Source organism: Ensifer sp. SL37, from assembly GCF_026672675.1.
GTDB lineage: Bacteria > Pseudomonadota > Alphaproteobacteria > Rhizobiales > Rhizobiaceae > Ensifer > Ensifer adhaerens.
This window is the reverse complement of sequence record NZ_JAPPRN010000006.1, coordinates 2,198,805-2,221,885: the sequence shown is the minus strand read 5'-3', so window position 1 is coordinate 2,221,885 and position 23,081 is coordinate 2,198,805. Positions and strand designations below refer to the sequence as shown.

General features: G+C 62.9%; 25 protein-coding genes and 1 pseudogene. 12 read left to right on the top strand and 14 right to left on the bottom strand.

The window, feature by feature from the left end; translation table 11 throughout:
* Positions 1–99 precede the first annotated feature (99 nt).
* Positions 100–864: a class I SAM-dependent methyltransferase gene (locus tag OVA00_RS22780; protein ID WP_089044490.1), complete on the bottom strand. Its 765-nt coding sequence runs from the start codon at positions 862–864 to the stop codon at positions 100–102.
* An 81-nt stretch (positions 865–945) separates the two neighbouring features.
* Between OVA00_RS22780 and gloB the strand changes: the two genes are divergently transcribed.
* Positions 946–1,716, top strand: coding sequence for a hydroxyacylglutathione hydrolase (gene gloB / locus OVA00_RS22775; RefSeq protein ID WP_034806583.1), 771 nt, complete (start codon positions 946–948; stop codon positions 1,714–1,716).
* Positions 1,716–2,153: a cupin domain-containing protein gene (locus OVA00_RS22770; RefSeq protein WP_060518510.1), complete on the top strand. Its 438-nt coding sequence runs from the start codon at positions 1,716–1,718 to the stop codon at positions 2,151–2,153. The genes gloB and OVA00_RS22770 overlap by 1 nt, the downstream gene beginning before the upstream one ends.
* A 12-nt stretch (positions 2,154–2,165) precedes the next feature.
* Here the strand turns inward: OVA00_RS22770 and yddG are convergent, their stop codons facing one another.
* From yddG to OVA00_RS22755, 3 genes are all read right to left on the bottom strand, one after another.
* Complete coding sequence (gene yddG / locus OVA00_RS22765; RefSeq protein ID WP_089044491.1) at positions 2,166–3,056, bottom strand: aromatic amino acid exporter YddG; 891 nt, start codon at positions 3,054–3,056, stop codon at positions 2,166–2,168.
* A gap of 97 nt (positions 3,057–3,153) precedes the next feature.
* The gene (locus OVA00_RS22760) at positions 3,154–3,930 is read right to left on the bottom strand and encodes a DUF3108 domain-containing protein (RefSeq protein WP_034806574.1); all 777 of its coding nucleotides are present in this window, start codon (positions 3,928–3,930) and stop codon (positions 3,154–3,156) included.
* A 15-nt stretch (positions 3,931–3,945) separates the two neighbouring features.
* Complete coding sequence (locus OVA00_RS22755) at positions 3,946–4,116, bottom strand: hypothetical protein (protein WP_162733057.1); 171 nt, start codon at positions 4,114–4,116, stop codon at positions 3,946–3,948.
* A 201-nt stretch (positions 4,117–4,317) separates the two neighbouring features.
* Here OVA00_RS22755 and rpmB point away from each other — a divergent pair, with 201 nt between their 5' ends.
* Both rpmB and OVA00_RS22745 read left to right on the top strand, forming a co-directional pair.
* Positions 4,318–4,608, top strand: a complete 291-nt coding sequence (rpmB, locus tag OVA00_RS22750) for a 50S ribosomal protein L28 (protein WP_034806568.1) — start codon at positions 4,318–4,320, stop codon at positions 4,606–4,608.
* Positions 4,609–4,779: 171 nt separating this feature from the next.
* Positions 4,780–5,421 (top strand): VUT family protein, encoded by a 642-nt coding sequence (locus OVA00_RS22745; RefSeq protein ID WP_034806565.1) that lies wholly within the window; start codon positions 4,780–4,782, stop codon positions 5,419–5,421.
* Positions 5,422–5,525: 104 nt separating this feature from the next.
* Here the strand turns inward: OVA00_RS22745 and OVA00_RS22740 are convergent, their stop codons facing one another.
* From OVA00_RS22740 to OVA00_RS22720, 5 genes are all read right to left on the bottom strand, one after another.
* Positions 5,526–5,978 carry a GNAT family N-acetyltransferase gene (locus tag OVA00_RS22740; RefSeq protein ID WP_192438854.1) on the bottom strand — a complete coding sequence of 151 codons (453 nt, stop codon included), beginning with the start codon at positions 5,976–5,978 and terminating at the stop codon, positions 5,526–5,528.
* 270 nt (positions 5,979–6,248) lie between these two features.
* Positions 6,249–7,253 carry an esterase-like activity of phytase family protein gene (locus tag OVA00_RS22735; RefSeq protein WP_268090358.1) on the bottom strand — a complete coding sequence of 335 codons (1,005 nt, stop codon included), beginning with the start codon at positions 7,251–7,253 and terminating at the stop codon, positions 6,249–6,251.
* A 186-nt stretch (positions 7,254–7,439) separates the two neighbouring features.
* The gene (cobT, locus tag OVA00_RS22730) at positions 7,440–9,335 is read right to left on the bottom strand and encodes a cobaltochelatase subunit CobT (protein ID WP_034806554.1); all 1,896 of its coding nucleotides are present in this window, start codon (positions 9,333–9,335) and stop codon (positions 7,440–7,442) included.
* A 105-nt stretch (positions 9,336–9,440) separates the two neighbouring features.
* Positions 9,441–10,436, bottom strand: a complete 996-nt coding sequence (cobS, locus tag OVA00_RS22725) for a cobaltochelatase subunit CobS (protein ID WP_034806552.1) — start codon at positions 10,434–10,436, stop codon at positions 9,441–9,443.
* A gap of 74 nt (positions 10,437–10,510) precedes the next feature.
* Positions 10,511–11,146, bottom strand: a complete 636-nt coding sequence (locus tag OVA00_RS22720; RefSeq protein WP_034806549.1) for a J domain-containing protein — start codon at positions 11,144–11,146, stop codon at positions 10,511–10,513.
* A 145-nt stretch (positions 11,147–11,291) separates the two neighbouring features.
* Here OVA00_RS22720 and OVA00_RS22715 point away from each other — a divergent pair, with 145 nt between their 5' ends.
* Positions 11,292–11,573, top strand: a complete 282-nt coding sequence (locus tag OVA00_RS22715) for a BolA family protein (RefSeq protein WP_060518522.1) — start codon at positions 11,292–11,294, stop codon at positions 11,571–11,573.
* A 15-nt stretch (positions 11,574–11,588) separates the two neighbouring features.
* Here the strand turns inward: OVA00_RS22715 and OVA00_RS22710 are convergent, their stop codons facing one another.
* The 3 genes from OVA00_RS22710 to OVA00_RS22700 are packed head-to-tail and all read right to left on the bottom strand — an operon-like array spanning position 11,589 to position 14,609.
* Positions 11,589–12,896, bottom strand: a complete 1,308-nt coding sequence (locus tag OVA00_RS22710; protein ID WP_034806542.1) for an HlyC/CorC family transporter — start codon at positions 12,894–12,896, stop codon at positions 11,589–11,591.
* Entirely contained in the window at positions 12,893–14,026 is a 1,134-nt protein-coding gene (gene aroB, locus OVA00_RS22705) for a 3-dehydroquinate synthase (protein ID WP_034806539.1), read from the bottom strand. Before aroB ends, OVA00_RS22710 begins: the two co-directional genes overlap by 4 nt.
* Positions 14,019–14,609 carry a shikimate kinase gene (locus tag OVA00_RS22700; protein WP_034806536.1) on the bottom strand — a complete coding sequence of 197 codons (591 nt, stop codon included), beginning with the start codon at positions 14,607–14,609 and terminating at the stop codon, positions 14,019–14,021. The genes aroB and OVA00_RS22700 overlap by 8 nt, the downstream gene beginning before the upstream one ends.
* Positions 14,610–14,844: 235 nt before the next feature.
* On the opposite strand from OVA00_RS22700, the gene OVA00_RS22695 reads away from it, so the two are divergent.
* The 5 genes from OVA00_RS22695 (at position 14,845) to OVA00_RS22675 (ending at position 18,924) form a co-directional block, all read left to right on the top strand.
* A complete protein-coding gene (locus OVA00_RS22695) occupies positions 14,845–14,994 on the top strand; it encodes a hypothetical protein (RefSeq protein ID WP_034806731.1) in 150 nt (49 codons plus the stop codon).
* Positions 14,991–15,947: a site-specific tyrosine recombinase XerD gene (xerD, locus tag OVA00_RS22690; protein WP_060518526.1), complete on the top strand. Its 957-nt coding sequence runs from the start codon at positions 14,991–14,993 to the stop codon at positions 15,945–15,947. Before OVA00_RS22695 ends, xerD begins: the two co-directional genes overlap by 4 nt.
* A gap of 64 nt (positions 15,948–16,011) precedes the next feature.
* Complete coding sequence (locus tag OVA00_RS22685; protein WP_034806530.1) at positions 16,012–16,965, top strand: acetyl-CoA carboxylase carboxyltransferase subunit alpha; 954 nt, start codon at positions 16,012–16,014, stop codon at positions 16,963–16,965.
* A gap of 280 nt (positions 16,966–17,245) precedes the next feature.
* Positions 17,246–18,688: a L,D-transpeptidase family protein gene (locus tag OVA00_RS22680; RefSeq protein ID WP_268089646.1), complete on the top strand. Its 1,443-nt coding sequence runs from the start codon at positions 17,246–17,248 to the stop codon at positions 18,686–18,688.
* A complete protein-coding gene (locus OVA00_RS22675) occupies positions 18,688–18,924 on the top strand; it encodes a sulfurtransferase TusA family protein (protein WP_060518528.1) in 237 nt (78 codons plus the stop codon). Before OVA00_RS22680 ends, OVA00_RS22675 begins: the two co-directional genes overlap by 1 nt.
* Positions 18,925–18,969: 45 nt before the next feature.
* Here the strand turns inward: OVA00_RS22675 and OVA00_RS22670 are convergent, their stop codons facing one another.
* Entirely contained in the window at positions 18,970–20,127 is a 1,158-nt protein-coding gene (locus OVA00_RS22670) for a CobW family GTP-binding protein (protein WP_089044497.1), read from the bottom strand.
* 12 nt (positions 20,128–20,139) lie between these two features.
* Positions 20,140–21,212: pseudogene (locus OVA00_RS22665) on the bottom strand (D-alanyl-D-alanine carboxypeptidase family protein).
* A 201-nt stretch (positions 21,213–21,413) separates the two neighbouring features.
* Here OVA00_RS22665 and OVA00_RS22660 point away from each other — a divergent pair.
* A complete protein-coding gene (locus OVA00_RS22660; RefSeq protein ID WP_034806520.1) occupies positions 21,414–22,577 on the top strand; it encodes a M20 aminoacylase family protein in 1,164 nt (387 codons plus the stop codon).
* 19 nt (positions 22,578–22,596) lie between these two features.
* Positions 22,597–23,061, top strand: a complete 465-nt coding sequence (locus OVA00_RS22655; RefSeq protein WP_034806518.1) for an Lrp/AsnC ligand binding domain-containing protein — start codon at positions 22,597–22,599, stop codon at positions 23,059–23,061.
* Positions 23,062–23,081: the final 20 nt, after the last annotated feature.

The following is a 23,081-nucleotide window of genomic DNA, read 5'->3' as shown; positions in this document are numbered from 1 at the left end:
CGCCTTGGAAGGCGCGGGGCGCTATAGGCAGGAAAAGAGGTCAAGCCATTACCGGCGCAAGCGGCTTTTGTCGAGGGTCCGCCGCCTGTACGCAGCGCCTTATCGGGTGAGGCGTGGCCGTTCGCGTGTGCTCGGCACGCCCTGCGGCGCCAGCACCGGCACGAAGACACGGCGGGACGCGCGCGCTGCGACCGGCAGCCCCTGGTAAAGCCGCTTCTGCGCCTCGACGACGATGACACCTGAGAACACTGGCCAGAGCCAGCGGCCGAGCCGCTCAAAGCCTCGGCGCAGCCGCAGGATCGCCCGGAGCTTCGACGGCGGGAAGAACAGCGCGTCGGCCGTAGCCCCCGGCGTGAAGTTGGTTTCGCGCAACAGCGCCGTCAACTGTCCGCGCGAATAGGGTCGGCCGGAGCCGAAGGGCGTATGCTCCATGCGTGCCCAGACGCCGCGCCGATTGGGCACGACGATCACGAGCCGGCCGCCCGGCGCCAGCACCCGCCAGATCTCCTTCATCGTCTCGCGCGGACTTTCGGCAAATTCCAGCGAATGCACCATCAGCACCCGGTCGATCGATGCGTCCGGCAGCGGCAATTCCTCGTCGAACACCAGCGCCGTCGAGGAAAGCTCGGCAACCGGCCAGTTCACCGCGCCCTGGCCCGCAGGCATGAAGGCGAAGGTGCGCTCCGTGTCCTTGCGGAACCGCTCGAGATAGGGAACGGCATAGCCGAGGCCGACCAGCCGCTCGTCCGGCAGCCGCGCCCAGACGGACGAAAGCGCCATGGTGACGGATTGCTCCGCCATCCGGCCAAGCTCGGAGTGATAGAATTCGCGAAGGTCGACAATATCGGTATGCATTCGCAACATGTTAGCTTCGAAGCGGTAGACTTCAAGGTAAGGCTCGCTACATTCGGCAGCATCTCCCCTCTCCTGACCGGAGGACCTGCCATGGCCGCGCTCGAACTCGATCTTTTCCTCTGCCGCACCGACAATTTCGGCGTGCTGATCCACGACCCCGAAAGCGGCCTGACCGCCTCGATCGACGCGCCCGAGGAGGCGCCAATCCTGGAGGCGCTGGAACGCCGCGGCTGGACGCTCACCCATATTCTCACGACGCACCATCATGGCGACCACGTCGCAGCCAATGACGCGTTGAAAGCCCGCTTCGGCGCCATCATCATCGGTCCGTTCAACGAGGCCGCGAAAATTCCGGGCCTCGACAAGACGGTGCGTCATGGCGAACGCTTCGAGTTTGCGGGCCGCAACGTCGAGGTGATCGAAACACCCGGCCATACCGCCGGCCATATCTGCTTCCATTTTCCACAGGACAAGCTGCTCTTTGCCGCCGACACGCTTTTTGCGCTCGGCTGCGGCCGTCTGTTCGAGGGGACGCCGGCGACCATGTGGCAGTCTCTCAGCCGGCTGATGGCCTTGCCGGACGACACGACCGTCTATTTCGGCCACGAATACACGCTCTCCAATGCCCGCTTCGCGGTCACCGTCGATCCCGACAATGCCGAACTCAAGGCACGCGCTGCCGAGATCGAGGAAATCCGCTGCGACGGCGGCTTCACCGCGCCGACGACAATCGGCCTGGAGAAGCGTACGAACCCGTTCCTGCGCGCCGCCGATCCCGGCATTCGCGCCCATCTCGGCCTGCGAGATGCCGACGATGCCGCGGTCTTTGCGGAAATCCGCAAGCGGAAGGATAACTTCTGATGGCTGAAGCACAGACGGCGGAAGAGGTCATCGAGGCGCTCGGCCTCACACGCCATCCGGAGGGCGGCTGGTACATCGAAACCTTCCGTGACACGGCCGGCGGCCCGCGGGGCCATTCGACGGCGATCTATTATCTGCTTGAGCGTGGCGACCGTTCGCACTGGCACCGCGTCCGCGACGCCGTCGAGATCTGGCACTACCACGCCGGCGCGCCGCTCGAACTCAGCATTGCCGAGGACGGCAAGCCCGCCGAGACGTTGCGGCTTGGGCCCGACATCCGGGACGGTGAGCGGCCGCAGGGCGTAGTACCGGCCAACTGGTGGCAGTCGGCTGCCTCGCTCGGCGATTGGACGCTGGTCGGCTGCACGGTCGCGCCAGCCTTCGATTTTGCCGCCTTCGAGATGGCAGCCCCCGACTGGCAGCCGCCGACCCGATAGCGATCTTTCGGACTACTCCGCCGGCTGGGTGGCCGCGGCATCCTTGCGCAAAATCAGATCCTGGGCGGCGAGCACCGCCCCGCCGGTGACGAACAGGCAGGCAAGCGCTATGCGCCAGGATGGCTCTGCAAAGCCGAAGAGGATCAGGATCAGCGTCGAGAGCACCGGTGCTGCATAGCTCGAAACGCCGAGAAGCTGGATGTCGCCGTTCTTCACCCCGAAGTCCCAGGCATAGAAGGCCGCCCCCACCGGCAAGAGGCCGAGGCCCGCGACCGCCAGCCACTCGAAGGTCGTCGCCGGCCAGACCGTCGTTTCGAGCGCGAGATGGCAGACGAAGGACAGGATCGAGGTGGCAAGGCAGAAGCCGGTGACCACATCGGTCGAAACCGCCTCGAAGCGGCGTGTGATCAGCGAATAACCCGACCAGGTAAAGGCGCAGAGGAAGGCCGCGCCATAGCCGATGAGATAGGCATCGTCGAAGGCGACGCCGTTGCGCGCGACGATCAGGATCGTGCCGACGAGGCCCGCAAGCGCGCCGGCGATGTGATACCAGCGCAGCCGCTCCCCCGGCAGCAGTGCCGAACCGACAACGATCAAGAGCGGCCAGAGATAGGCGATCAGCCCGGCCTCCACCGCCGGCGCATTGCGCAGCGCCGTGAAGTAGAGGAAGTGATAGCCGAAAAGGCCGGCAATGCCCGTAATCCAGACCTTCGCCGGCTGCTTGAGCAACGCCAGGCGCTCCGGTTTTGCCACAAGCACCGCAAGGCCGGGCAGGCTGCCGATCAGGAAACAGATTGCCGAAAGCTGGAACGGCGGCATCTTGCCCGATGCCGCCGTGAACAGCGCGAGCAGCGACCACATCAGGATGGCCGAAAAACCGATCAGAGTTGCCTTGAGTTTCATAGTCGTCCCCGGGCGCGATTTCTCTCAACGGAAACCTGCGCCGTCAAAATCACGGTGCTTGCTGGTATTTAACCTTTTAGTTGCACGCGATCGCGCGTCAACCACCAAATCGCGTCGCCGAGACCGTGACCGGCCCGAGCTTGGTGGGGATGCGGACATAGACGGGGGCATAGACATTCATGGTCTCAGCCTTGGCGAACCAGATTTCCATCGTCTGCAGTCGCCGCAGATATTCGACGTCCTCGCGGCCCTTCTTGTAGCCGGCCTTCGGCACGAAGCGGATGCCGCAGACGATCACCTCGCCTTCGAAGCCCTTCGTCTTGAAAGGCCTGGTGCCCTTCGGCGAAAGCTTGATGTCGAGCCGCGACTCGCCGTCGAAAATCGGCAGGGTGTTGGGGCAGACGCGCGCTTGCGCCGGAATGATCAGCCCCGAAAGCGGATCGAGAACGTTGCGCATGTCACGCGAGGTGACCGGCACCCAATTCTTCGGCAAGGGCGTGCGCTTCGGCGTCATGCTCGCATGCACGACATTGCCGTTGCGGTAGGTAACGCTGATCGCCCGGCTCTTCGAGCCACTGCGATAGGACATCGAATATTGCGACGCGCGCAGGTAATCCTTGTCGACAACGCCGGAAACCTGTGTCTGGCCCGACGTGCGGCTGAGGATATCGAGCAGGCCCGCCGATTTCAGCGTCCCCGATATCGTGTAGCGATTCTTCTGAACCTCTGTGTGGAATGAGGCGCGCGCCACCGGCAGACCGGACAGCGAGATGCTGTAATCCGTCAGATGCTCGGCATCGGCGGCCGATGATGCTGTGGAAAACAAGACCGCCGAAAGCAGCATTGCCCCGCGAAAGCCATTTCGCAACTTCATGCCTTTAGGAATCCATCACTTGAACATCGCCGCAATACCCTGAAATGCAGGGTGTTTACGGCTTTTCTGCGCCATTTCGCTGTCGCCGGCTACGCGGTCGGTCCAATCACGGAACCAAACCGTCGTGCGTCCTCGGTCAAGAAATAGCGCATAGCAAAACCGCTTGGAATGGGTCTCGCGCACCATTATTGTTGCCCGGACAGCGCTTCGCATGGGCAGATCGGCCGGGAAAAACCGCGGTTTTCCGAGAATGCAAGAGGTTTGGCTTGACGGGCGGGCCGTCTCTGACTATAGAACCGCGACTTTCCAATAATGGCCTAGGAACGCGGCCTGGGCTCTGGGCCCGCTACCGCATTGTCCGGCGGCGATAAAGAGAATAGGTGTACCATGTCCCGTAGTTGCGAATTGACCGGCAAGGGCGTCCAGTCGGGCAACAATGTAAGCCACGCCAACAACAAGACCAAGCGCCGGTTCCTTCCGAACCTGTGCAACGTCACGCTGATTTCCGATGCTCTCGGCCAGCGCTACCGCCTGCGCGTTTCCGCAGCTGCTCTCCGCTCGGTTGAACACCGTGGCGGCCTCGACGCCTTCCTGCTGAAGTCGGACGAGAACGAGCTGAGCATGCGCGCTCGCCTGCTGCGTCGCCAGATCGTCAAGAAGGTTGCTGAAGCCGCCTAATCGGCGCCAGCGCACCGTCTTTGACACGCGTTTAAAAGGCTTGCGGGTTCATCCGGCAAGCCTTTTTCTCGTGCGCACGTTTCTTAACCGATACGCGCTTTTGCCTTCATCGGCCGGGTGCACTACCCTGCTTTCATCCCTCTAGCTGGTGGCATACCCCAGGATAAAAAAATGCTGATCAACCGCACTTTCTTCGTCTATGTCGCGCTGATGACCCTCGTGGTCGTCGCCTCGAACATCCTCGTTCAGTTTCCGCTACCGGGCTCGATTGCCGGTATGCAGCTCGGCGATCTCCTCACCTGGGGCGCCTTCAGCTATCCCTTCGCCTTCCTGGTGACCGACCTTACCAACCGCCAGTTCGGGCCGCGCATCGCGCGTCGCGTGGTAGTCGCAGGCTTCATCGTCGCCATTCTGCTCTCCATCGTCGCCGCCACGCCGCGCATCGCTATCGCGTCGGGCTCGGCCTTCCTGTTCGGTCAACTCCTGGACATATCGGTGTTCAACCGGCTCCGCCGTCAGAGCTGGTGGCATGCGCCGCTCGCAGGCTCGCTGATCGGCTCGGCGCTCGATACCGCAATGTTCTTCTCCTTTGCGTTCGCACCGTTCTTCGTGTTCTTCGGCCCGAACGACAGCTTTGCGCTGGAAACCGCACCGCTCCTCGGCGTACTTGCGGCTGAAGCACCGCGCTGGATCTCCTGGGCGGTCGGTGACTTGAGCGTGAAGATCCTCTGCGGCCTCGTCATGCTGCTCCCCTATGGCGCGCTGATGAGCATCGTGAAGCCCATGCCCGCTGCGGAAAAGCAGGCGGCCTAAGGGCCGCCTGCCGGCCCGCCTCGGCCCGCGCCGAAGCGGCGACCGGGCGTCGATTGCAAGGCACGGGGAAGAGGTGGCAGCCGCCCTTCCCCGCGCCTCACCTTCTAGCCCTGCTTCAAAAGCATCTGAGCGTTTTCGAATGGCAGCCCTTCGTCGTCTTCCGACCGCCGGGACTGTTCTTCAAAGCCGAGGTTCTCGTAGAAGGCATAGGCCTGCGAATTGGCGGTGTAGACCTCCAAGCGGAGCTGCCCCTTCAGCTGCAGGGCATGCGAAACCAACAAGCGGCCGATGCCGGCACCCTGGTGTCGCGGCGAGACGAAGAGCCCGCCGATGAAATCGTCGAGCAAGCTGACGAACCCGGCCGGTTCGCCGCCCCGGATGGCGACCCAAGTCTCCGCGTTCGGCAGATAGACGGTCTCGATCAACAGGCGCTGTTCACGCAACCGCGCCTCGCCGACAAATGCGTGCGCCGTTATCGAGGCCTCGAACCAGATGGCCGACAGTTCTTCCAAATCCGCAGCCCGATAGGCGCGGATCATCACATCCATTTTTTTCATGGTTTTTCCGTTCAATAGATATGCGTCAAGAGGGACGCCTGTTCGGCGCCTTGAACAACCGCGAATGCGGGTAAATTTTCAGCCTCTGCGCATAAATCTCCTTCAACGGACAATCGGCCAATAGGCATTTGCCGGGACACCGTCAAGCATCGGACGGGCTTGTTCGGGCCTCTGCGCAGCCGCGCCCAGCGAGACGGCTCGATCCTTCACCGGCGCTTGGCCGGATCTCCACACGATCGGGCGGATCGCACTATTCAGGAGTTGGCTGGCTTATTGTGTCAGCGCGGTGGTGAGCCGGAACTCCAGCATCAGGTTGCGCTCGAGGATCGAATGGTTGTCGTCGGAGACGACGATGACCCGCACGTCGCCGTCGGGACGCACGACGACGTCGAGGCCTTCCATGTTGTCGATCTGGTAGCCCATGTCCGCTTCGAAGAGGACTTCGCCGTCGACGACCGCGCCGCGCTTGATCTTATCACCTGGGATCCGACGGATCTGCATGCCGAGACCCGAGCCGAAGGAGAAACGTCGCTCCAGCAGCAAGAGGTCGCCGTTCGGCAGGAAGGCGCCATCGGTTGCCGCATAGGGATCCTTGCGCACGACGCTGAATGCGCCGCGCTGTGGCCCGTCGAGGATGCCGGCCAAAAGATTGTCCGCCTTGTCGACGCTGCGTTCGGCAATGGCGATCATGGCGCCCGCGAGGGGGCTGTCCTTCGGCGAGACCGCGATCGTCTCAATGCCGGCGTTGCTGCGCAGCTCGCTGATCGGAAACGGCAATGCCAGGCTTCCGATCGGCTTAGAGCCGGCAAAACCCGGATCCGGATAGATGTCGATGCGATGGGCCTGCTCGTAACTGACGATCGCCTGGCCTTCACGAAGGGCAAGCCCTTCGGAATCCACCTTCCATTTCGCCAGGCCGACATCACCGTTACGATCCGCCATCGGCGTGGCGGTCAGGTTGGTGATACCGGAAAGCCGACCCTGCTCGTCGCGGGTTACCGCACCTTCCAGCCAGTGGCCGGTATCCATGACGGCGACGAAAGAGCTGCCGTCAGGACGAAAGCGGATTGCCGAAACCGCGCCGAACAGCGGATTTGACGAGGTCATCTCCAGACCGCCGAGAAACTCCAGGGCGCCAAACCGGGTGGCGCTGGAACCGACAGCGAAATTACTGATCTGGCGGCTGCGGATCGGCAGGTCTTCGCTATCGGAAGCGGACCATGCCGGGCAGGCCGAAGCCAGGAGGAAAAGGGCTAGGAGACCGCGGCCAAGCATCAAGAGAAGTACCTTCAGGGGGGGCATCGGGAATGACGCGGCGTGCGCTCACAGTGAGCCCGCCACGCATGGTAGCTTGGTAGACTGTAAAACTATGTCCGTAAATTGACTTCGGCCGCCAGCGATGCGTGCAGGTGCCGATTGGCAGCTCGGAGGCGATGTTCCACCGCCCCCAAGGGGGACGCATCACCCGGCGCGGCGAAGACGCGAAGAACCGCGGCGCTGGCTTTCGTCCTCGAAGAGTGCGGCCAGCTGTTCGGTCATCGCGCCGGCAAGCTCATCGGCATCGACGATGGTGACGGCACGGCGATAGTAGCGCGTCACGTCGTGGCCGATACCGATCGCCAGCAGTTCCACCGGCGAGCGCGTTTCGATCTGCTCGATGACCGCGCGCAGGTGACGCTCCAGATAGTTTCCTGGATTGACCGACAGCGTCGAGTCGTCGACCGGCGCGCCGTCCGAAATCATCATCAGGATGCGCCGCTGTTCGCGCCGCGCCATCAGCCGCTCATGCGCCCAAATCAACGCCTCGCCGTCGATGTTTTCCTTGAGCAGGCCTTCCCGCATCATCAGGCCCAGATTGCGTCGTGCGCGGCGCCACGGAGCGTCGGCAGACTTGTAGACGATGTGTCGCAGGTCGTTGAGGCGACCCGGGGCCTGTGGCTTGCCGCCGGCCAGCCACTTCTCGCGTGACTGCCCACCCTTCCACGCCTTGGTGGTAAAACCGAGGATCTCGACCTTGACGCCGCAGCGCTCGAGCGTGCGCGCCAGGATATCGGCGCAGGTGGCCGCAACCGTGATCGGACGGCCTCGCATCGAGCCGGAATTGTCGATCAGCAGCGTCACGACGGTATCGCGGAAGTTGGTGTCCTTTTCGCGCTTGAAGGAGAGCGGCTGCATCGGATCGATGATGATGCGCTGAAGTCGCGCCGAGTCGAGATAGCCCTCTTCGAGATCGAACTCCCAGGAGCGGTTCTGCTGCGCCATCAGGCGGCGCTGCAGCCGATTGGCAAGCCGGCCGACCGCGCCTTGAAGATGGGCAAGCTGCTTGTCGAGGAAGGCGCGCAGCCGGTCGAGCTCGGCCTCGTCGCAAAGCTCTTCCGAGGCGATGGTCTCGTCGAACTCGCGGGTGAAGACGGCGTAGTCGACCTTCTCGTTGAAGTCGGCGAAGGGCTGGTTCGGACGCTTGACCTCGCCGGGCGTTTCGCTGTCCTCGTCGCCTTCGTCCTGGAGATCGTCGTCGGAGATCTCCGCGCCGTCCATCTCGCCTTCTTCCATCTGCTCTTCGGCAGCCTGGTTCTCGTCGGCGGGTGCGGCATCGTCGCCGGCTTCCTCGTCGCTGGCGTTCTCGTCCTGCTCCTGGCTGCGCGGCTGGTCTTCGTCGGTCTCGCTTTCCTGCTCGTCCGGCTCGTTGTCGTCGTCACCGTATTTCTCGGCGACTTCCATCGAGGTCAGCATGTCGCGAACGACCCGGGCAAAGGCCTGCTGGTTGTTGATCGTCGACGACAGGTGCTCAATGTCGCCGGCAGCCTTGCCCTCGATGAACTCGCGCCAGAGGTCGAGCACCTTGCCGGCAGACGCCGGCGGCTTCTGGCCCGTCAGCTTCTCGCGCACCAGCAGCGCTACGGCCTCGCCGAGCGGCGCGTCCGCCTGGCGCTCGATGGTTGCGAAATTCGCCTTGGCGTATTTCTCTTCGAGCATGACGTTGAGGTTCTTGGCGACACCCGCCATGCGCAACGACCCGATCGCCTCGACACGAGCCTGCTCCACCGCATCGAAGATCGCGCGGGCGTCCGCCCCTTGCGGCGACATGGTCGCGTGGATCCGCGCATCGTGACAGGCCTTGCGCAGCGCCATGCTGTCACCGAGCCCGCGGGTCACGGCAAGTTCCTGCAGGGTCGGGCGCTTGGAAAGTTCCGGCAGACGGATGCGTTCGCCGGTCATGCCCGGCCGCTCGTTGGCGAAGGCGACTTCCACCTCGGCATCGCCCGCGATCGATCGGATGCAGCCGGAAAGCGCCCGCTTGAACGGTTCCGCAGCATTCTCGCGCGTGGTTGGCTTTGCCTTCGAATTCGAGCTCACGACAGTTCCTTCTTCAGCCAGAGGCGACGGCGCCCCAGTGGGGCGTCATCCGGTTTGCCACAGCGTCATGACCCGCCCTCCCAAAGGGGACGGCAGGCCGTGGGATCAGGCGGTGGCTTCGAGCACGATGTTGGCAGCGCTTTCCTTCAGCTCGATGCCGAAGGCGCGCTGGTAGTGCTCGGCGACCAGCGCCCGCTCAAGCTCGTCGCACTTGTTGAGGAAGGTCACGCGGAAGGCGAAAGCGATGTCGCCGAAGATGTGGGCGTTCTCGGCCCAGGTGATGACCGTACGCGGGCTCATGACGGTCGAGAGATCGCCATTGATGAAAGCAGCGCGCGTGAGGTCGGCGACACGTACCATCTTGGAGACGGTCTCGCGGCCCTTGTCGGCAGTGAAGCCCTTGACCTTGGCGGCGACGATGTCGACTTCCTTGTCGTGCGGCAGGTAGTTCAGCGTGGTGACGATCGACCAGCGGTCCATCTGCGCCTGGTTGATCTGCTGCGTGCCGTGATAGAGGCCGGTCGTGTCGCCGAGGCCGACGGTGTTGGCGGTCGCAAACAGGCGGAAGGCCGGGTGCGGACGGATGACACGGCTCTGGTCGAGCAGCGTCAGGCGGCCGGAGGATTCCAGCACGCGCTGGATGACGAACATGACGTCCGGGCGGCCGGCATCGTATTCGTCGAAGACGAGCGCGACATTGTGCTGGTAGGCCCAGGGCAGGATGCCGTCCTTGAATTCGGTGACCTGCAGGCCGTCCTTGACGACGATCGCGTCCTTGCCGACGAGGTCGATACGGCTGACATGGCTATCGAGGTTGACGCGCACGCACGGCCAGTTGAGGCGCGCGGCGACCTGCTCGATATGGGTGGACTTGCCGGTGCCGTGATAGCCCGACACCATCACGCGTCGGTTGTGGGCGAAGCCTGCGAGAATGGCGAGCGTCGTTTCGCGGTCGAAGAGGTAGTCCGGATCCAGATCCGGGACATAGGCGTCGCCCTTCGAATAGGCAGGAACGCGCAAATCCGTATCAATGCCGAAAACCTCCCGGACGGAAATCGTGGTGTCGGGGAGGTTGGAAATGTCGAGGTCAATCTTGCTCATCATGTCTCCAGAGCGGCCACCGGACGGCACCCGCGCATTCGCCTGCAAAAGTGCTTCTGTATTAATCCGGGTTGTTAGCAGAAACCAGCCTGTTTTAACAATTGGTAGGCCTGAATAACCGCGCGAAAACGCTCTTCCGATCCTCTATCTCCGCCATTGGCATCGGGGTGATGCTTCTTGACGAGGTCCTTGTATGCCGCCTTGATGTCGGCAGTGGTCGCCGAGGCTCCGAGACCAAGCGTTTCGAAGGCCTTCGCCTCGAGCGTCTTCAGCTTGCGCTGACGTGGCTCGGGACGACCGGATCGCGCCCGTGCCTCGCTGACAAAGCCGAAGGGATCGCGCATGCGGGCCTGGGCGCCGGCAGAGCCAGACCGCGTCTGCGACTGGGTCGGGCCGTTCTTGGCGTTCTTGTTGACGCCGACGGTCCAGGTGGGCCGATGACCGGTGATCGCTTCCTTCTGGTAGCGGGCGACCTCGCTGTCGGAGAGGCCGGAGAAGAAGTTGTAGCCCTTGTTGTATTCCTTCACGTGCTCGAAGCAGAACATGAAGTACTGCCCCTCGGCGTTGCGACCGACGGGCGCCCGGTGCACACCCTTCTGATCGCAGCCGTCCCACTGACAGACGGGAGCCGCCGGCTCTGCCTGCGGCTCGACCTTGCGCCGGGTTCGAATGCGATCGAAGTATTTTGAATCGAGTCTCATGGCGCTCATTATGGGGTTTGGCGGGAGTCACAACAAGAATTGACAAAGCGGAATGTTGCTGGCTTTGTGCGGGCATTTTGCGCCGCCGTGCCAGCGATTACCGGGTTCTTAACTGCGAGGGGGCGCCAAGCAAACAGCAAAATGGGACGGAAGAATGTCGCTCACCGAGACCATCGAAAAGAAGCTGATCGAGGCCTTCCACCCTGAACGGCTCGAGGTCATCAACGAGAGCCATCAGCATGCCGGCCATCAGCCGGGGTTCGATGGTACCGGCGAGTCCCACATGCGCGTGCGTATCGTTTCTAGCGCCTTTGCCGGCATGAGCCGCGTCGCCCGCCACCGCGCCATCAATGATCTCCTGAAGCCAGAACTCGACGCCGGCCTGCATGCGCTCGCCGTCGAGCCGGCAGCCCCCGGCGAGCCGACCCGCTGGTAGAGGCAATCGCGGCCATCACGCAGGCGGAGCACCCTCTTCCGCCGGACGGATGCGCAGCTTGGTAATGCGGTTCTTCACCCGCTTCATCACGATGAAGCGTTTGCCGTGGAAGGTGAAGGCCTGGCGCTCCTCCGGAATGCTCTTGGACTCGTGGATGACCAGACCGGCCACCGTCGTCGCCTCCTCGTCCGGCAGCGACCAGTCGAGCGCGCGGTTGAGATCGCGGATCGGCACCGAGCCATCGACGACGATCGAGCCATCGGCTTCCTGGCGCACGCCCTGAATGTCGAGGTCGTGCTCATCGGCGATATCGCCGACGATTTCCTCCAGAATGTCCTCCAGCGTCACCAGACCCTGAACCTGACCATACTCGTCGACGACGATCGCCAGATGCAGCTTGCGACGCAGGAACGCGTTGAGTTGATCCTTGAGGTTGGTCGTGTCCGGCACGAACCAGGGCTTCTGCGCGATCTTGACGATATCGAGGTTTTCCGGCTCGACATTGGGTTCGGCCAGCGCTCTCAGCAAATCCTTGGAATGCACGACGCCGATGATGTTGTCGGTCGACCCGCGCCAGAGCGGCAGCCGCGTGAACGGGCTTTCGAGAATATCGCGGACGCAGGTTTCCGGCGGCTCGTCGGCATTGATCGCCCGCATGCTGGTGCGGTGGATCATGATGTCGGAGATTTCAAGCTCGCCAAGATCGAGCACGCCGCCGAGTCGATCGCGGTCGGCCTTGATCACCGAGCCCTCGCGGTGCAGCAGGTCCACGGCGCCGCGCAGTTCCTCATGCGCCGACAGCATAGACATGTCGGAGGCCAGGTTGATGCCGAAGATGTTGAGCAGGCGCCGGACGATGCCGTTGACGAGGCTCGAAACCGGGCCGACGACGGCGACGAAGAGACGGACGAGCGGTGCCACGGCAATCGCGAAACGATCCGGCGAGGCAATCGCCCAGCTCTTCGGCAGTACTTCCGAGAAGATGACGAGCAGCACGGTCATGGCGAGTGTGGCGATCGCCACACCGCTGTCGCCGAAGAGACCGATCAGTAGGCTCGTCGTCAGTGACGAGGCAAGAATGTTGACGAGATTGTTGCCGATTAGCAGCGCGCCGATCAGCCGGTCGCGACGCTCGATCAGCCGGTTGACGATGCCGGCGCGCTCTTCGCCGTTGTTTTCCAGCGTATGCATACGCGAGCGCGACGCGGCGGTCAGCGCCGTCTCCGAACCCGAAAAGAAGCCCGAAAGCACAAGGAGGCAGAAGACTGACAGGATCGACAGCCAGTACTCCGCCAGAAAGGCAATGAAGGCTTCGCCGGTCATTGCGGGTGCTTTTCCCTCAGGAAGCTCAGAACCTCGGAGGATGGGACGTCATCAGCGACGAAGGACTGGCCAATACCCTTCGTCAGGATGAAGGTGAGCTTGCCGCCCTTGACCTTCTTGTCCTGGGCAATCGCGTCCATCAGCCGTTCTGCCGGAGGCAGTGTACCGGGAATTTCCGACATGCGCGTCGGCAGGCCGACGGCCCTCAGATGCGCCTCGACACGGGTTGCATCGTCGGCGCTCGCAAGGTTCATGCGCGTCGAGAACTGATGCGCCAGCACCATGCCGATCGAAACGCCCTCACCGTGCACCAGCCGGGCGCTGTCGTATTCGGTCGCCGCCTCCAGTGCATGGCCGAAGGTGTGGCCGAGATTGAGCAGCGCGCGCAGGCCATTTTCGCGTTCGTCCGCCGCCACGACGTCCGCCTTGGCCTGGCAGCTGACTGCGATCGCCTCAATGCGGGCGCTACCCCCCGCAAAGACCGCCTGCCAGTTGTTTTCGAGCCAGGCAAAGAAGTCCGGCTTGTCGATCAGCCCGTATTTCGCGACCTCGGCATAACCGGCGCGGAATTCGCGCTCGCTCAAGGTGTCGAGCACGTCGGTGTCCGCCAGCACCAGATCCGGCTGGTGGAAGACACCGATCAGGTTCTTGCCGTGCGGCGAATTGATGCCGGTCTTGCCGCCGACGGAGGAATCCACCTGCGCCAAGAGCGAGGTCGGTATCTGGATGAAGCGCGAGCCGCGGCGCACGATGCCGGCGGCAAAGCCGGTGAGGTCACCGATGACGCCACCACCAAGCGCGATCACCGCATCGTTGCGCTCGATCCGGGCGCCAAGCACCGTTTCGCAGACCGGAATCAGATGTTCGAAGCTCTTGGTCTTTTCGCCGGCGGGAAGCACCAGCGACACGGCGTCGATGTCGCACTCCCCAAGGCTCGCCATGAGCGGCTCAAGGTAGCGCGGCGCGACGTTCTCATCGGTGATGACGGCCATCTTGCGCCCCTTGAGGCGGGCGGCGATTTCCTCACCGGCCGCCGCAATCAGCCCGGGACCGATCAGGATGTCGTAAGAACGGTCACCGAGGTCGACACGGACCTTGCGTTCGGCTGCAGGCATCGCATGGCTATTCATGGGTCTTCTTGTCCTGGTACTCGATGACGGCGGTGAGGACATCCTCGACCATCGTCTCTTTCTTCACATCGCGCGACAGCACCGTCAGGTCCGCTTCGGCGTAGATCGGGTAACGCGCATTCATCAGGTTTTCGAGCGTCTGCTTCGGGTTCTCGGTCTTCAGCAGCGGCCGGGTGTCGCGCTTGTTGACCCGCTCCCAGAGCACGTCGAGCTCGGCGTTCAGCCAGACCGTCAGGCCACCCTTCTTGATCTGGCGGCGCGAGCGCTCGTTGATATAGGCGCCGCCGCCGGTCGAGACCACGCGCGGACCGCTGCGCAAGAGCCGCTTCAGCACCCGCGTTTCAAGCGCCCGGAACTCGTCTTCGCCATAGCGGGCAAAGAGATCGCTGATCGTCATGCGCGAGACGCGCTCGATCTCATGGTCGGAATCGACGAAGGGAATGCCAAGCGCCTGAGCCGTCAAACGACCGATTGCCGATTTGCCGGCGCCCATCAGGCCGATGAAGACGAGATTACGTTTACCGAGTACAAGCTTCGCCCGCTCGGCAAGCGTTGCGGAAACCGGTTCGATCACGTCGTTCATTGGACTTCTTATTCCCCATTCCCTTTCGGTATCGACAAATCGGGGTGTAGCGTCAAGTCGTCGCGCGCGTCCGCTCACGGTTCTTGAACTCGGCGGAAGCGGCGTTCATATAGGTCTGGCACCCGCCACAGCGTCGCGCGCTCATTCCGAGCGCCTGAAACGCACTGGCCGTTTGAACGCCTGCATGTATCCTTACGTCCGCTTCGATCGAAAGGCACATGCAGAGGAGATTGAAATGCCGACCCTCTTCCGGTTCCTGTTCTTCTGCGCCGTAATTGCCGGGATAGTGTACGGCACGATGATCTCTCTCGTCACCTTCGTCGAGCCGACGGAGCGCGACGTCACCGTGAAGATCCCGTCCGAACGGGTGAACAAGACCCAATGAGCGATCTTTCCGCCGCCCATGTCGAGGCTTTCCTCGAAATGATGAGCGCCGAGCGGGGTGCAGCGGTCAATACGCTGCAATCCTACGAGCGTGACCTCGAAGATGCCTCCTCGCATCTGCGCACGCTCGGAACCGGGCTGACCGGGGCGACACCAGATGACCTTCGCGGGTATCTCGCCCATCTCGCCGGTCAGGGCTTCAAGGCCTCCTCGCAAGCGCGGCGGCTTTCGGCGCTCAGGCAGTTCTACAAATTCCTCTACGCCGAAGGCATGCGCGGCGACGACCCGACCGGGATCCTCGACGCGCCGAAGAAGGGACGTAGCCTGCCGAAGACGCTGAGCGTCGACGACGTCTCGCGCCTGATCGGCCAGGCGGAGACCGAGGCGGCAGCCGGCGGTACCGACCACCTCGCCAAATTGCGCATGCATGCGCTGATCGAACTGCTCTATGCGACCGGCATGCGCGTCAGCGAACTGGTGTCGCTGCCGGCAAGCGTGCTCGCCCAGAACGGCCGCTTCCTCGTCATCCGCGGCAAGGGCAACAAGGACCGCCTCGTTCCGCTATCACAGGCAGCGATCCGGGCCATGCGGGCCTATGGCGAGGCGCTCGCCGAGGAGATTGCGCGCGAGGAAAGTGGCAACCGAGAGAGCCCGTGGCTCTTCCCCTCCTCGGGCAAGCAGGGGTTCCTGCCGCGCCAGGTTTTTGCCCGCGATCTGAAATCGCTGGCCGCGCGCGCCAGCATTCGTGTCGCCACGATCTCCCCGCACGTGCTTAGACATGCCTTCGCCAGCCACCTGCTGGCCAATGGCGCCGACCTTCGCGCGGTGCAGGAACTGCTCGGTCACTCGGACATTTCAACGACACAAATCTATACACATGTTCTGGAAGAACGGCTGCACAACCTGGTGCAAAACCATCACCCTCTTGCCAAACAGGCGAAAAAACAGGATTAGGACCGCCGGGCAGGCTGGTTTCGGCCCGCAGACCCTTGTCGCAAAATGATCGGAAACGCATCTCATGCACAACTATCTCGATTTCGAAAAACCCATCTCCGACCTCGAAGGCAAGATTCTCGAATTGAAGAAGCTCGCCGGCGAAGACGAGAGTGTGAACACTTCGGATGAGATCGAACGCCTGGAGACGCGCGTCCGCGACGCGATGGTCGAGATCTATTCCAAGCTGACGCCGTGGCAGAAGACCCAGGTCGCCCGCCACCCCTCGCGCCCGCACTTCCTGGATTATGCCGCCGAGCTCTTCACCGAGTTCACGCCGCTTGCCGGCGACCGCAACTTCGCCAACGACGACGCCATCCAGGCCGGCCTTGCGCGCTTCCGCGGTATGCCGGTCGCCGTTCTCGGCCAGGAAAAGGGCAACGACACCAAGTCGCGCATCAAGCACAATTTCGGCAGCCCCCGTCCAGAAGGCTACCGCAAGGCGATCCGCGTCATGGAAATGGCTGACCGCTTCGGCTTGCCGCTGATCACGCTGGTCGATACCGCAGGCGCCTACCCGGGCGTTAACGCCGAAGAGCGCGGCCAGGCGGAAGCGATTGCCCGCTCCACCGAGATGTGCCTCAACGTTCGCGTGCCGATCGTCACCGTCGTCATCGGCGAAGGCGGCTCCGGCGGTGCGATTGCGATCGCCACCGGCAACCGCGTCTACATGCTCGAGCATGCGATCTACAGCGTCATCTCGCCGGAAGGTGCAGCCTCTATCCTGTGGCGCGATTCCACCCGCGCCAAGGAAGCGGCCAGCAACATGAAGATCACGTCCGAGGATCTGAAAGCGCTCGGCGTCATCGACGGCATCATTCAGGAACCGGTCGGCGGCGCGCACCGCGACCCGAACGCGGTCATCGGCCGCACCGGAACCGTGATCGCCGACGCGCTCAAGGAACTTTCCGGACGCGATGGCGACCAGTTGCGCACCGATCGCCGACAAAAATATCTGAATATCGGCCGTAACCTCTAAGCCGGATCGGCAGTCCTTAAGCGGGAGCGGGGCGGAAATCCCACGACCTTCCCCTCGCCCGATCTGATGGCCCGCGATTGCGGAAGCGGATTTCGCAACTGCAAAGCGGAGTGTGGCCAAATCTTGGCCATATTCATGAGGTCATGAACAGCGCATCGGCAGGGCCACCCTGCAGGGTTAAGAATTCGTGAAGTATAATCGCTTAGTGATTCTGTAAAAGGCCCACCCTCGCGGACTTGGGCTTTCCTAGTCGAGTTTGGGTTTGAACGGGCCTCTGCTGATGCGTTTCTGGAACCTTTTAGCTTCCGCCGCCATTGTCGCCGCGCTTGCCGGCTGCACCAACGAAACGCTGGATGCGACGACATCGGTCGATATCAAGTCCGTCAGGAACAAGACCGAGTATCAGGTCTCTGCCCCGATGGTCAAAAAGATGAGCGAGCTCGGGATGCAGAAGCAAGCCCCGATCGCACTGCGCATCTTCAAGGAAGAAGGCACGCTCGAGGTCTGGAAGGCCAATACCGCCAACCGCTTCCAGCTTTTGAAGACCTACAAGATCTGCGCCTGGTCCGGCAAGCTTGGGCCCAAGGTGAAGGAAGGCGACCGGCAGGCGCCGGAAGGCTTCTACCCGCTCTTCCCGCGCCAGATGAACCCCAATTCCAACTACTATCTGGCGATCAACACCGGCTATCCCAACGCCTACGACAAGGCGAACGGTCGCCAGGGCACACACCTGATGATCCACGGCGCCTGCTCGTCGTCGGGCTGCTACTCGATGACCGACGAGCAGATGATCGAGATCTTTGCGCTCGCCCGCGATAGCTTCAAGGGCGGCCAGGAAAGTGTTCAGCTGCAGGCCTTCCCCTTCCGCATGACCGCGGAGAACATGGCGCGGCACCGCGACAATCCGAATATCGACTTCTGGAAGATGCTGAAGGTCGGCTACGACCAGTTCGAAGTCACCAAGCGTCCGCCGGAAGTCAATGTCTGCGAGAAGAAGTACGTCTTCAACCAGCAGGCCTCCGGCCCGTTCAATCCGGGTGGCCAGTGCCCCGCCATGTCGACGCCGCCGGCCCTGCAGGTGGCGATGGCGAGCTTCGAAAAGAGCTACCAGACCGACTACGACAAGGCGATGAAGAAGTATGACGGCATGGTCTGGTACGAACCAAGCGAAGCCGAGCGCAAGGCGATTGTCGCCAAGCAGCGCGTCGGCCGCGAACTCGCCTATGCGCCGACCGGAAACTCGCTTGACGCCGGCAAGATGATGAAGGCGAGCGATCTCGAAAAGAAGATCGCCTTGCAGAAGGAAGCGGAAGAAACCAAGCAGGCCGTCGAGATCCAGAAGAAGGAACTCGAAAAGGCGACCGATGGCGGCAAGCACGTCCCGGTCCCGGCCGCCAATCCCATTCCGCAGCCGGTGATGCAGGCAGCCGTCGAGCAGCCGAAGAAATCCTTCTGGAGCCTGTTCTTCAAGAGCGAGCCGGAATTGCAGATGCCGGCCCCGGTCGTCATCACGCCTGAACAGCAGGCTACTGCCGCACCGCAGACGCAAGCCGCCCCGGCAACGACCGCAAAGCAGGCGAAGGCGCCGGCCCCTGCCGCCCAGCAGCAGGCCGCTGCCGTGACCACGGCAACGACACCGTCAGCCGATGCGGCCGCCGAAGCGCCTGTTATGACGGAAGAGCCGCCGAAGAAGCGGCCGTTCTGGAAGATCTGGGGCAATTGATGCCGGACGAACAGAAGATCGTCTATGACCTGAGGGGGCTTAAATGCCCCCTTCCCGTTTTGAAGACGCGTAAACGCATGACTTCGCTGGCGCCGGGCGCATTGCTGGAGATTGAGACCACCGATCCGCTGGCGGTGATCGACATTCCGCATTTCTGCAACGAGGACGGCCACAAGCTTGTAGAGGCCGCACCCGCCGACGGCGGCCACCGGTTCCTCATCCGCAAGGGCTCGTAAGACGCCACGTCTGCCGCGCGGCAACGCTTCGATTACTGACGTGATTTAGAACCGCATGCCTGGCACGGCGAGCGGATTGTCGGACAACGCTTGGGCGTCTGGCCGGTCGATGCGCGGCTTGCCGGTGAAGGCGTCGAAGAGGTCGCGGACGAAGGCCTCTTCCAACCCCTTGGTGATCAGCACCATGCGCGTGCGACGGTCGTTCGGGTCCGGCCAGGCGGCGAGCCGCTCCGGCGTGTGGAAGACGTTCTGCACGCCATGCAGCACCAGCGGCCGGTCCGGCCTGTCGGCAACCGCGACGATCGCCTTCATCCGGAGCAGCTTCTCGCCATGCGCCGAGCGCAGGAGATCGATGAACATGTCGAGCGCCATAGGCTCGATCGGCCGGTCGTGCACGATGCTGAAGGAGCGGATGTCGCCGCCATGTCGCGTCACATCGTGATGGTGATGATGATCGTGCCCATGATCATGGTGGTGATCGTGGTCGTGATGATCGTGACCGTGGTCATGATGATGGTGGTCGTGGTGCGCCTCGTCCTGCAGCCAGCGGCCGACATCAGCGATCTTCGACGACGGGTCGTAGAGGCCACAATCGAACAGCTCTGCGCGCCCTGCTTCGGCGCTGTCGCCATCGATCAGCGGCGCGCGCGGATTGAGCGCGCGGATCCGCGCCGTCAGCGCATCACGCTCCGACGTTTCGGCAAGGCCGGTCTTGCTGATGACGATGCGATCGGCAACGGCGACCTGCTTCAGCGCTTCCTCGTGATTGGCGATCGTCTGCAGGCCGTTGACGGCGTCGACGACGGTGACCACGCCATCCAGCCGGAAGTTCTGCGCAATGACCGGATTGCCGATCACCGATTGCAGCACTGGCGCCGGGTCGGCAAGGCCGGTGGTTTCGATAACGACGCGCTTCAGCGGCTTGATCTTGCCGGTCTGCATGCGGTCCATGAGATCGGCAAGCGTATCGACCAGTTCGCCACGCACGGTGCAGCAGAGGCAGCCGTCGGAAAGCTCGATGACCCCGTCGCTGGAGGCTTCCACCAGCAGATGATCGATCGACACGTCGCCGAACTCGTTGATGATAACGGCCGTATCCGAGAGATCGGGATCCTTCAGCAGCCGGTTGAGCAGCGTCGTCTTGCCCGCACCGAGGAAGCCGGTGAGGATCGAGACCGGCACCGCCGACAAGGGACTAACCATCATGCACTCCGATCAGAAGGTCGGCCGCGGCACCGGGATCGGCACATTGGCGACATCGCCCTGGCCGGCCGGGTCGCCGGCAAGCTTCGGCGCTTTTTCGCCGCTGCCGGCGATCAGCCCGGCGAAGGCAAGCTTCAGTGGCCGGTTGATTTCGTGGATATAGGGCGAGAGCAGCTTCTGGCGGCTCCGGCTTCGTCGCGGCCCTCGCTGCGAACCTTCGCGGCCGCCTTCGAGCAGATCTGCTTGCTGACATCGGCCACCATGTCGCGCGTCTCGCCATAGGCCGGGATCTGCACCAGCGACGGCTTGCCGTTGCCGTTCGTCGTCAGTGCCATCTGCAGGAGCCGTGCGGACTCATCCGCACGCGCACCGAGGCTGTCCTCGCCGAGCACGACCGAGACGACGCTGCGCCCCTCGCGGGTGGCGGATGAAACCTGGTTGAAGCCGGAAGCGCAGATGAAGCCGGTTTTCATGCCGTCAGCCCCTTCGAAGCGGCCGATCAGCATGTTGTAGTTCGGATAATCCTTTTTGCCGGTGGTGAAACCTTCCAGCGAGAAATAGGAGGCGTATTGCGGAAACTCGCGCTTGAGCGTGATCGCGAGCACCGCAAGGTCGCGGGCGGTGGTGTACTGGCCGGGACCAGGCAGACCGTTGGGATTAATGAAGTTCGAGGAGGTCATGCCGATGCGGCGGGCCTCGGCATTCATCCGCTCGATGAAGGCGGGCTCCGAACCGGCGACCGTTTCGGCGATCGCGACCGCAACATCGTTTGCCGACTTCACCAGCATCATCTTCAGCGCGCTGTCGAGCGTCATCGCCTGGCCGGGCTTGTAGAACATCTTGCTCGGCGGCTCGGCGGCGGCGTTCTTGGTCATGATGACCGGGCTCTCGAGCGTGAGCTGACCGGACTTGATGGCGCGGAAGGCCGTGTAGGCCGTCATCAGCTTGGTCAGCGACGCCGGATACCATTTCTGGAAGATATCCTGATGCTCGTAAACCTTCAGCGAATTGACGTCGACGACCAGCCTTGGATTGGCCGCAGCCGGCAGCGCCGCAAGAAGCGTGGCGCATGTCGCCGCCGTCACTCCGAGCGCCTTCATCTTGCCACGCGTGAAAAATCCTGCTGTCACCACGATAGGACCTCGAAAATCCGCTGTTGCCTCGTCTCGTCCGGCTATTTAGCCTATATGGCGAGGAGATGGCAAAGCCCATTCACGGGCAGTCGTGCCAATCCACACCGATACGCAGATACAATTAGTGATCGAACAGACCGACAGGACGAAACGATGCCGATACTTAACCGTGCCGCCGAGCTCCAGAATGAAGTCACCGAATGGCGGCGCCACCTGCACAGGAATCCGGAGCTCCTGTTCGCGGTCGAAAATACGGCAGCCTTCGTCGAAAAGAAACTGAAGGAGTTCGGCGTTGACGAAATCGTGACGGGGCTTGGCCGCACCGGCGTCGTCGGCCTCATCCGCGGCAATCTCGGCGCGGGCCGCACCATCGGTCTGCGCGCCGACATGGACGCGCTGCCGATCACCGAGACGAGCGGCAAGGACTGGGCCTCTGAGACATCCGGCAAGATGCATGCCTGCGGCCACGACGGCCACACGGCCATGCTTCTCGGGGCGGCGAAGTATCTCGCCGAGACCCGTAACTTTGCCGGCCAAGTCGCGGTGATCTTCCAGCCTGCAGAAGAAGGCGGCGGCGGCGGCAACGAGATGGTCAAGGACGGCATGATGGAGCGCTTCGCCATTGCCGAAGTCTACGGCATGCACAACATGCCGGGCATGCCCGTCGGCCAGTTCGGCAGCCGCGTCGGCCCGATCATGGCCTCGACCGACGAGTTCACCATCACCATCAAGGGCCGCGGCGGCCATGCGGCCCAGCCGCACAAGACGATCGACCCGATCATCGTCGGAACGCAGATCGTGACCGCCTTGCAGACGATTGCGTCGCGCACAGTCGATCCGCTCGCCTCCGTCGTCGTCTCCGTCACCAAGTTCAATGCCGGTTTCGCCCACAACGTCATTCCGCAGGAAGCCGTACTTGGCGGCACCGTGCGCACCCTCATGCCTGAGGTGCGCGAGATCGGCGAAAGCCGCATCCGCACGATTGCCGAGGGTGTTGCCCAGATCTACGGCGCGACCGTCCAGGTCTCCTACAACCGCAACTATCCGGTAACGGTGAACCATGCCGACGAGACCGGTTATGCCTTGCAGGCGGCAGCCGAGATTGCCGGTGCCGGCAATGTCCAGCCGTCGCTCGATCCGATGATGGGCGGTGAGGATTTCTCCTACATGCTGCTTGCCCGCCCCGGCGCCTTTATCTTCATGGGCAACGGTGACACCGCCGGGCTGCATCACCCGGCCTATGACTTCAACGACGAGGCGATCCCGCACGGCATTTCCTACTGGGTGAAGCTCGCGGAAACGCGACTTGCCGCCTGAGGCACGGTTGGGAGGCACGATGCATCAGATCGACAAGATTGACCGACGAATTCTCAACATTCTCCAGGCGGACGGCCGCATCACCAATCTGGAGCTTGCCGATCGCATCGGCCTGTCGCCGACCGCGACCAGCGAACGTCTGCGCCGGCTGTTGAAGGAAGGATACGTCTCGGGCTTCGGCGCGCGATTGGACCCGCAGAAGCTCGGCTTCGGGCTGCTGGTCTTCATCGAGGTCATGCTCGACAAGACGACGCCCGACGTCTTCGACCAGTTCGCCGCCGCCGTCAAACAGGCGCCGGCCGTGCTCGAATGTCACATGGTGGCAGGCGGCTTCGACTATCTGGTCAAGACGCGGTTCGAGGACATGGCGGCCTACCGCAACTTCCTCGGCCAGGTTCTCTGGACGCTCCCGGGCGTCAAGGAGACCCGCACCTATGCTGTCATGGAAGAGATCAAGAACGACGGGCCGCTGCCGCTGGTGTGAGCCTCTGTCGCAGAAAAATA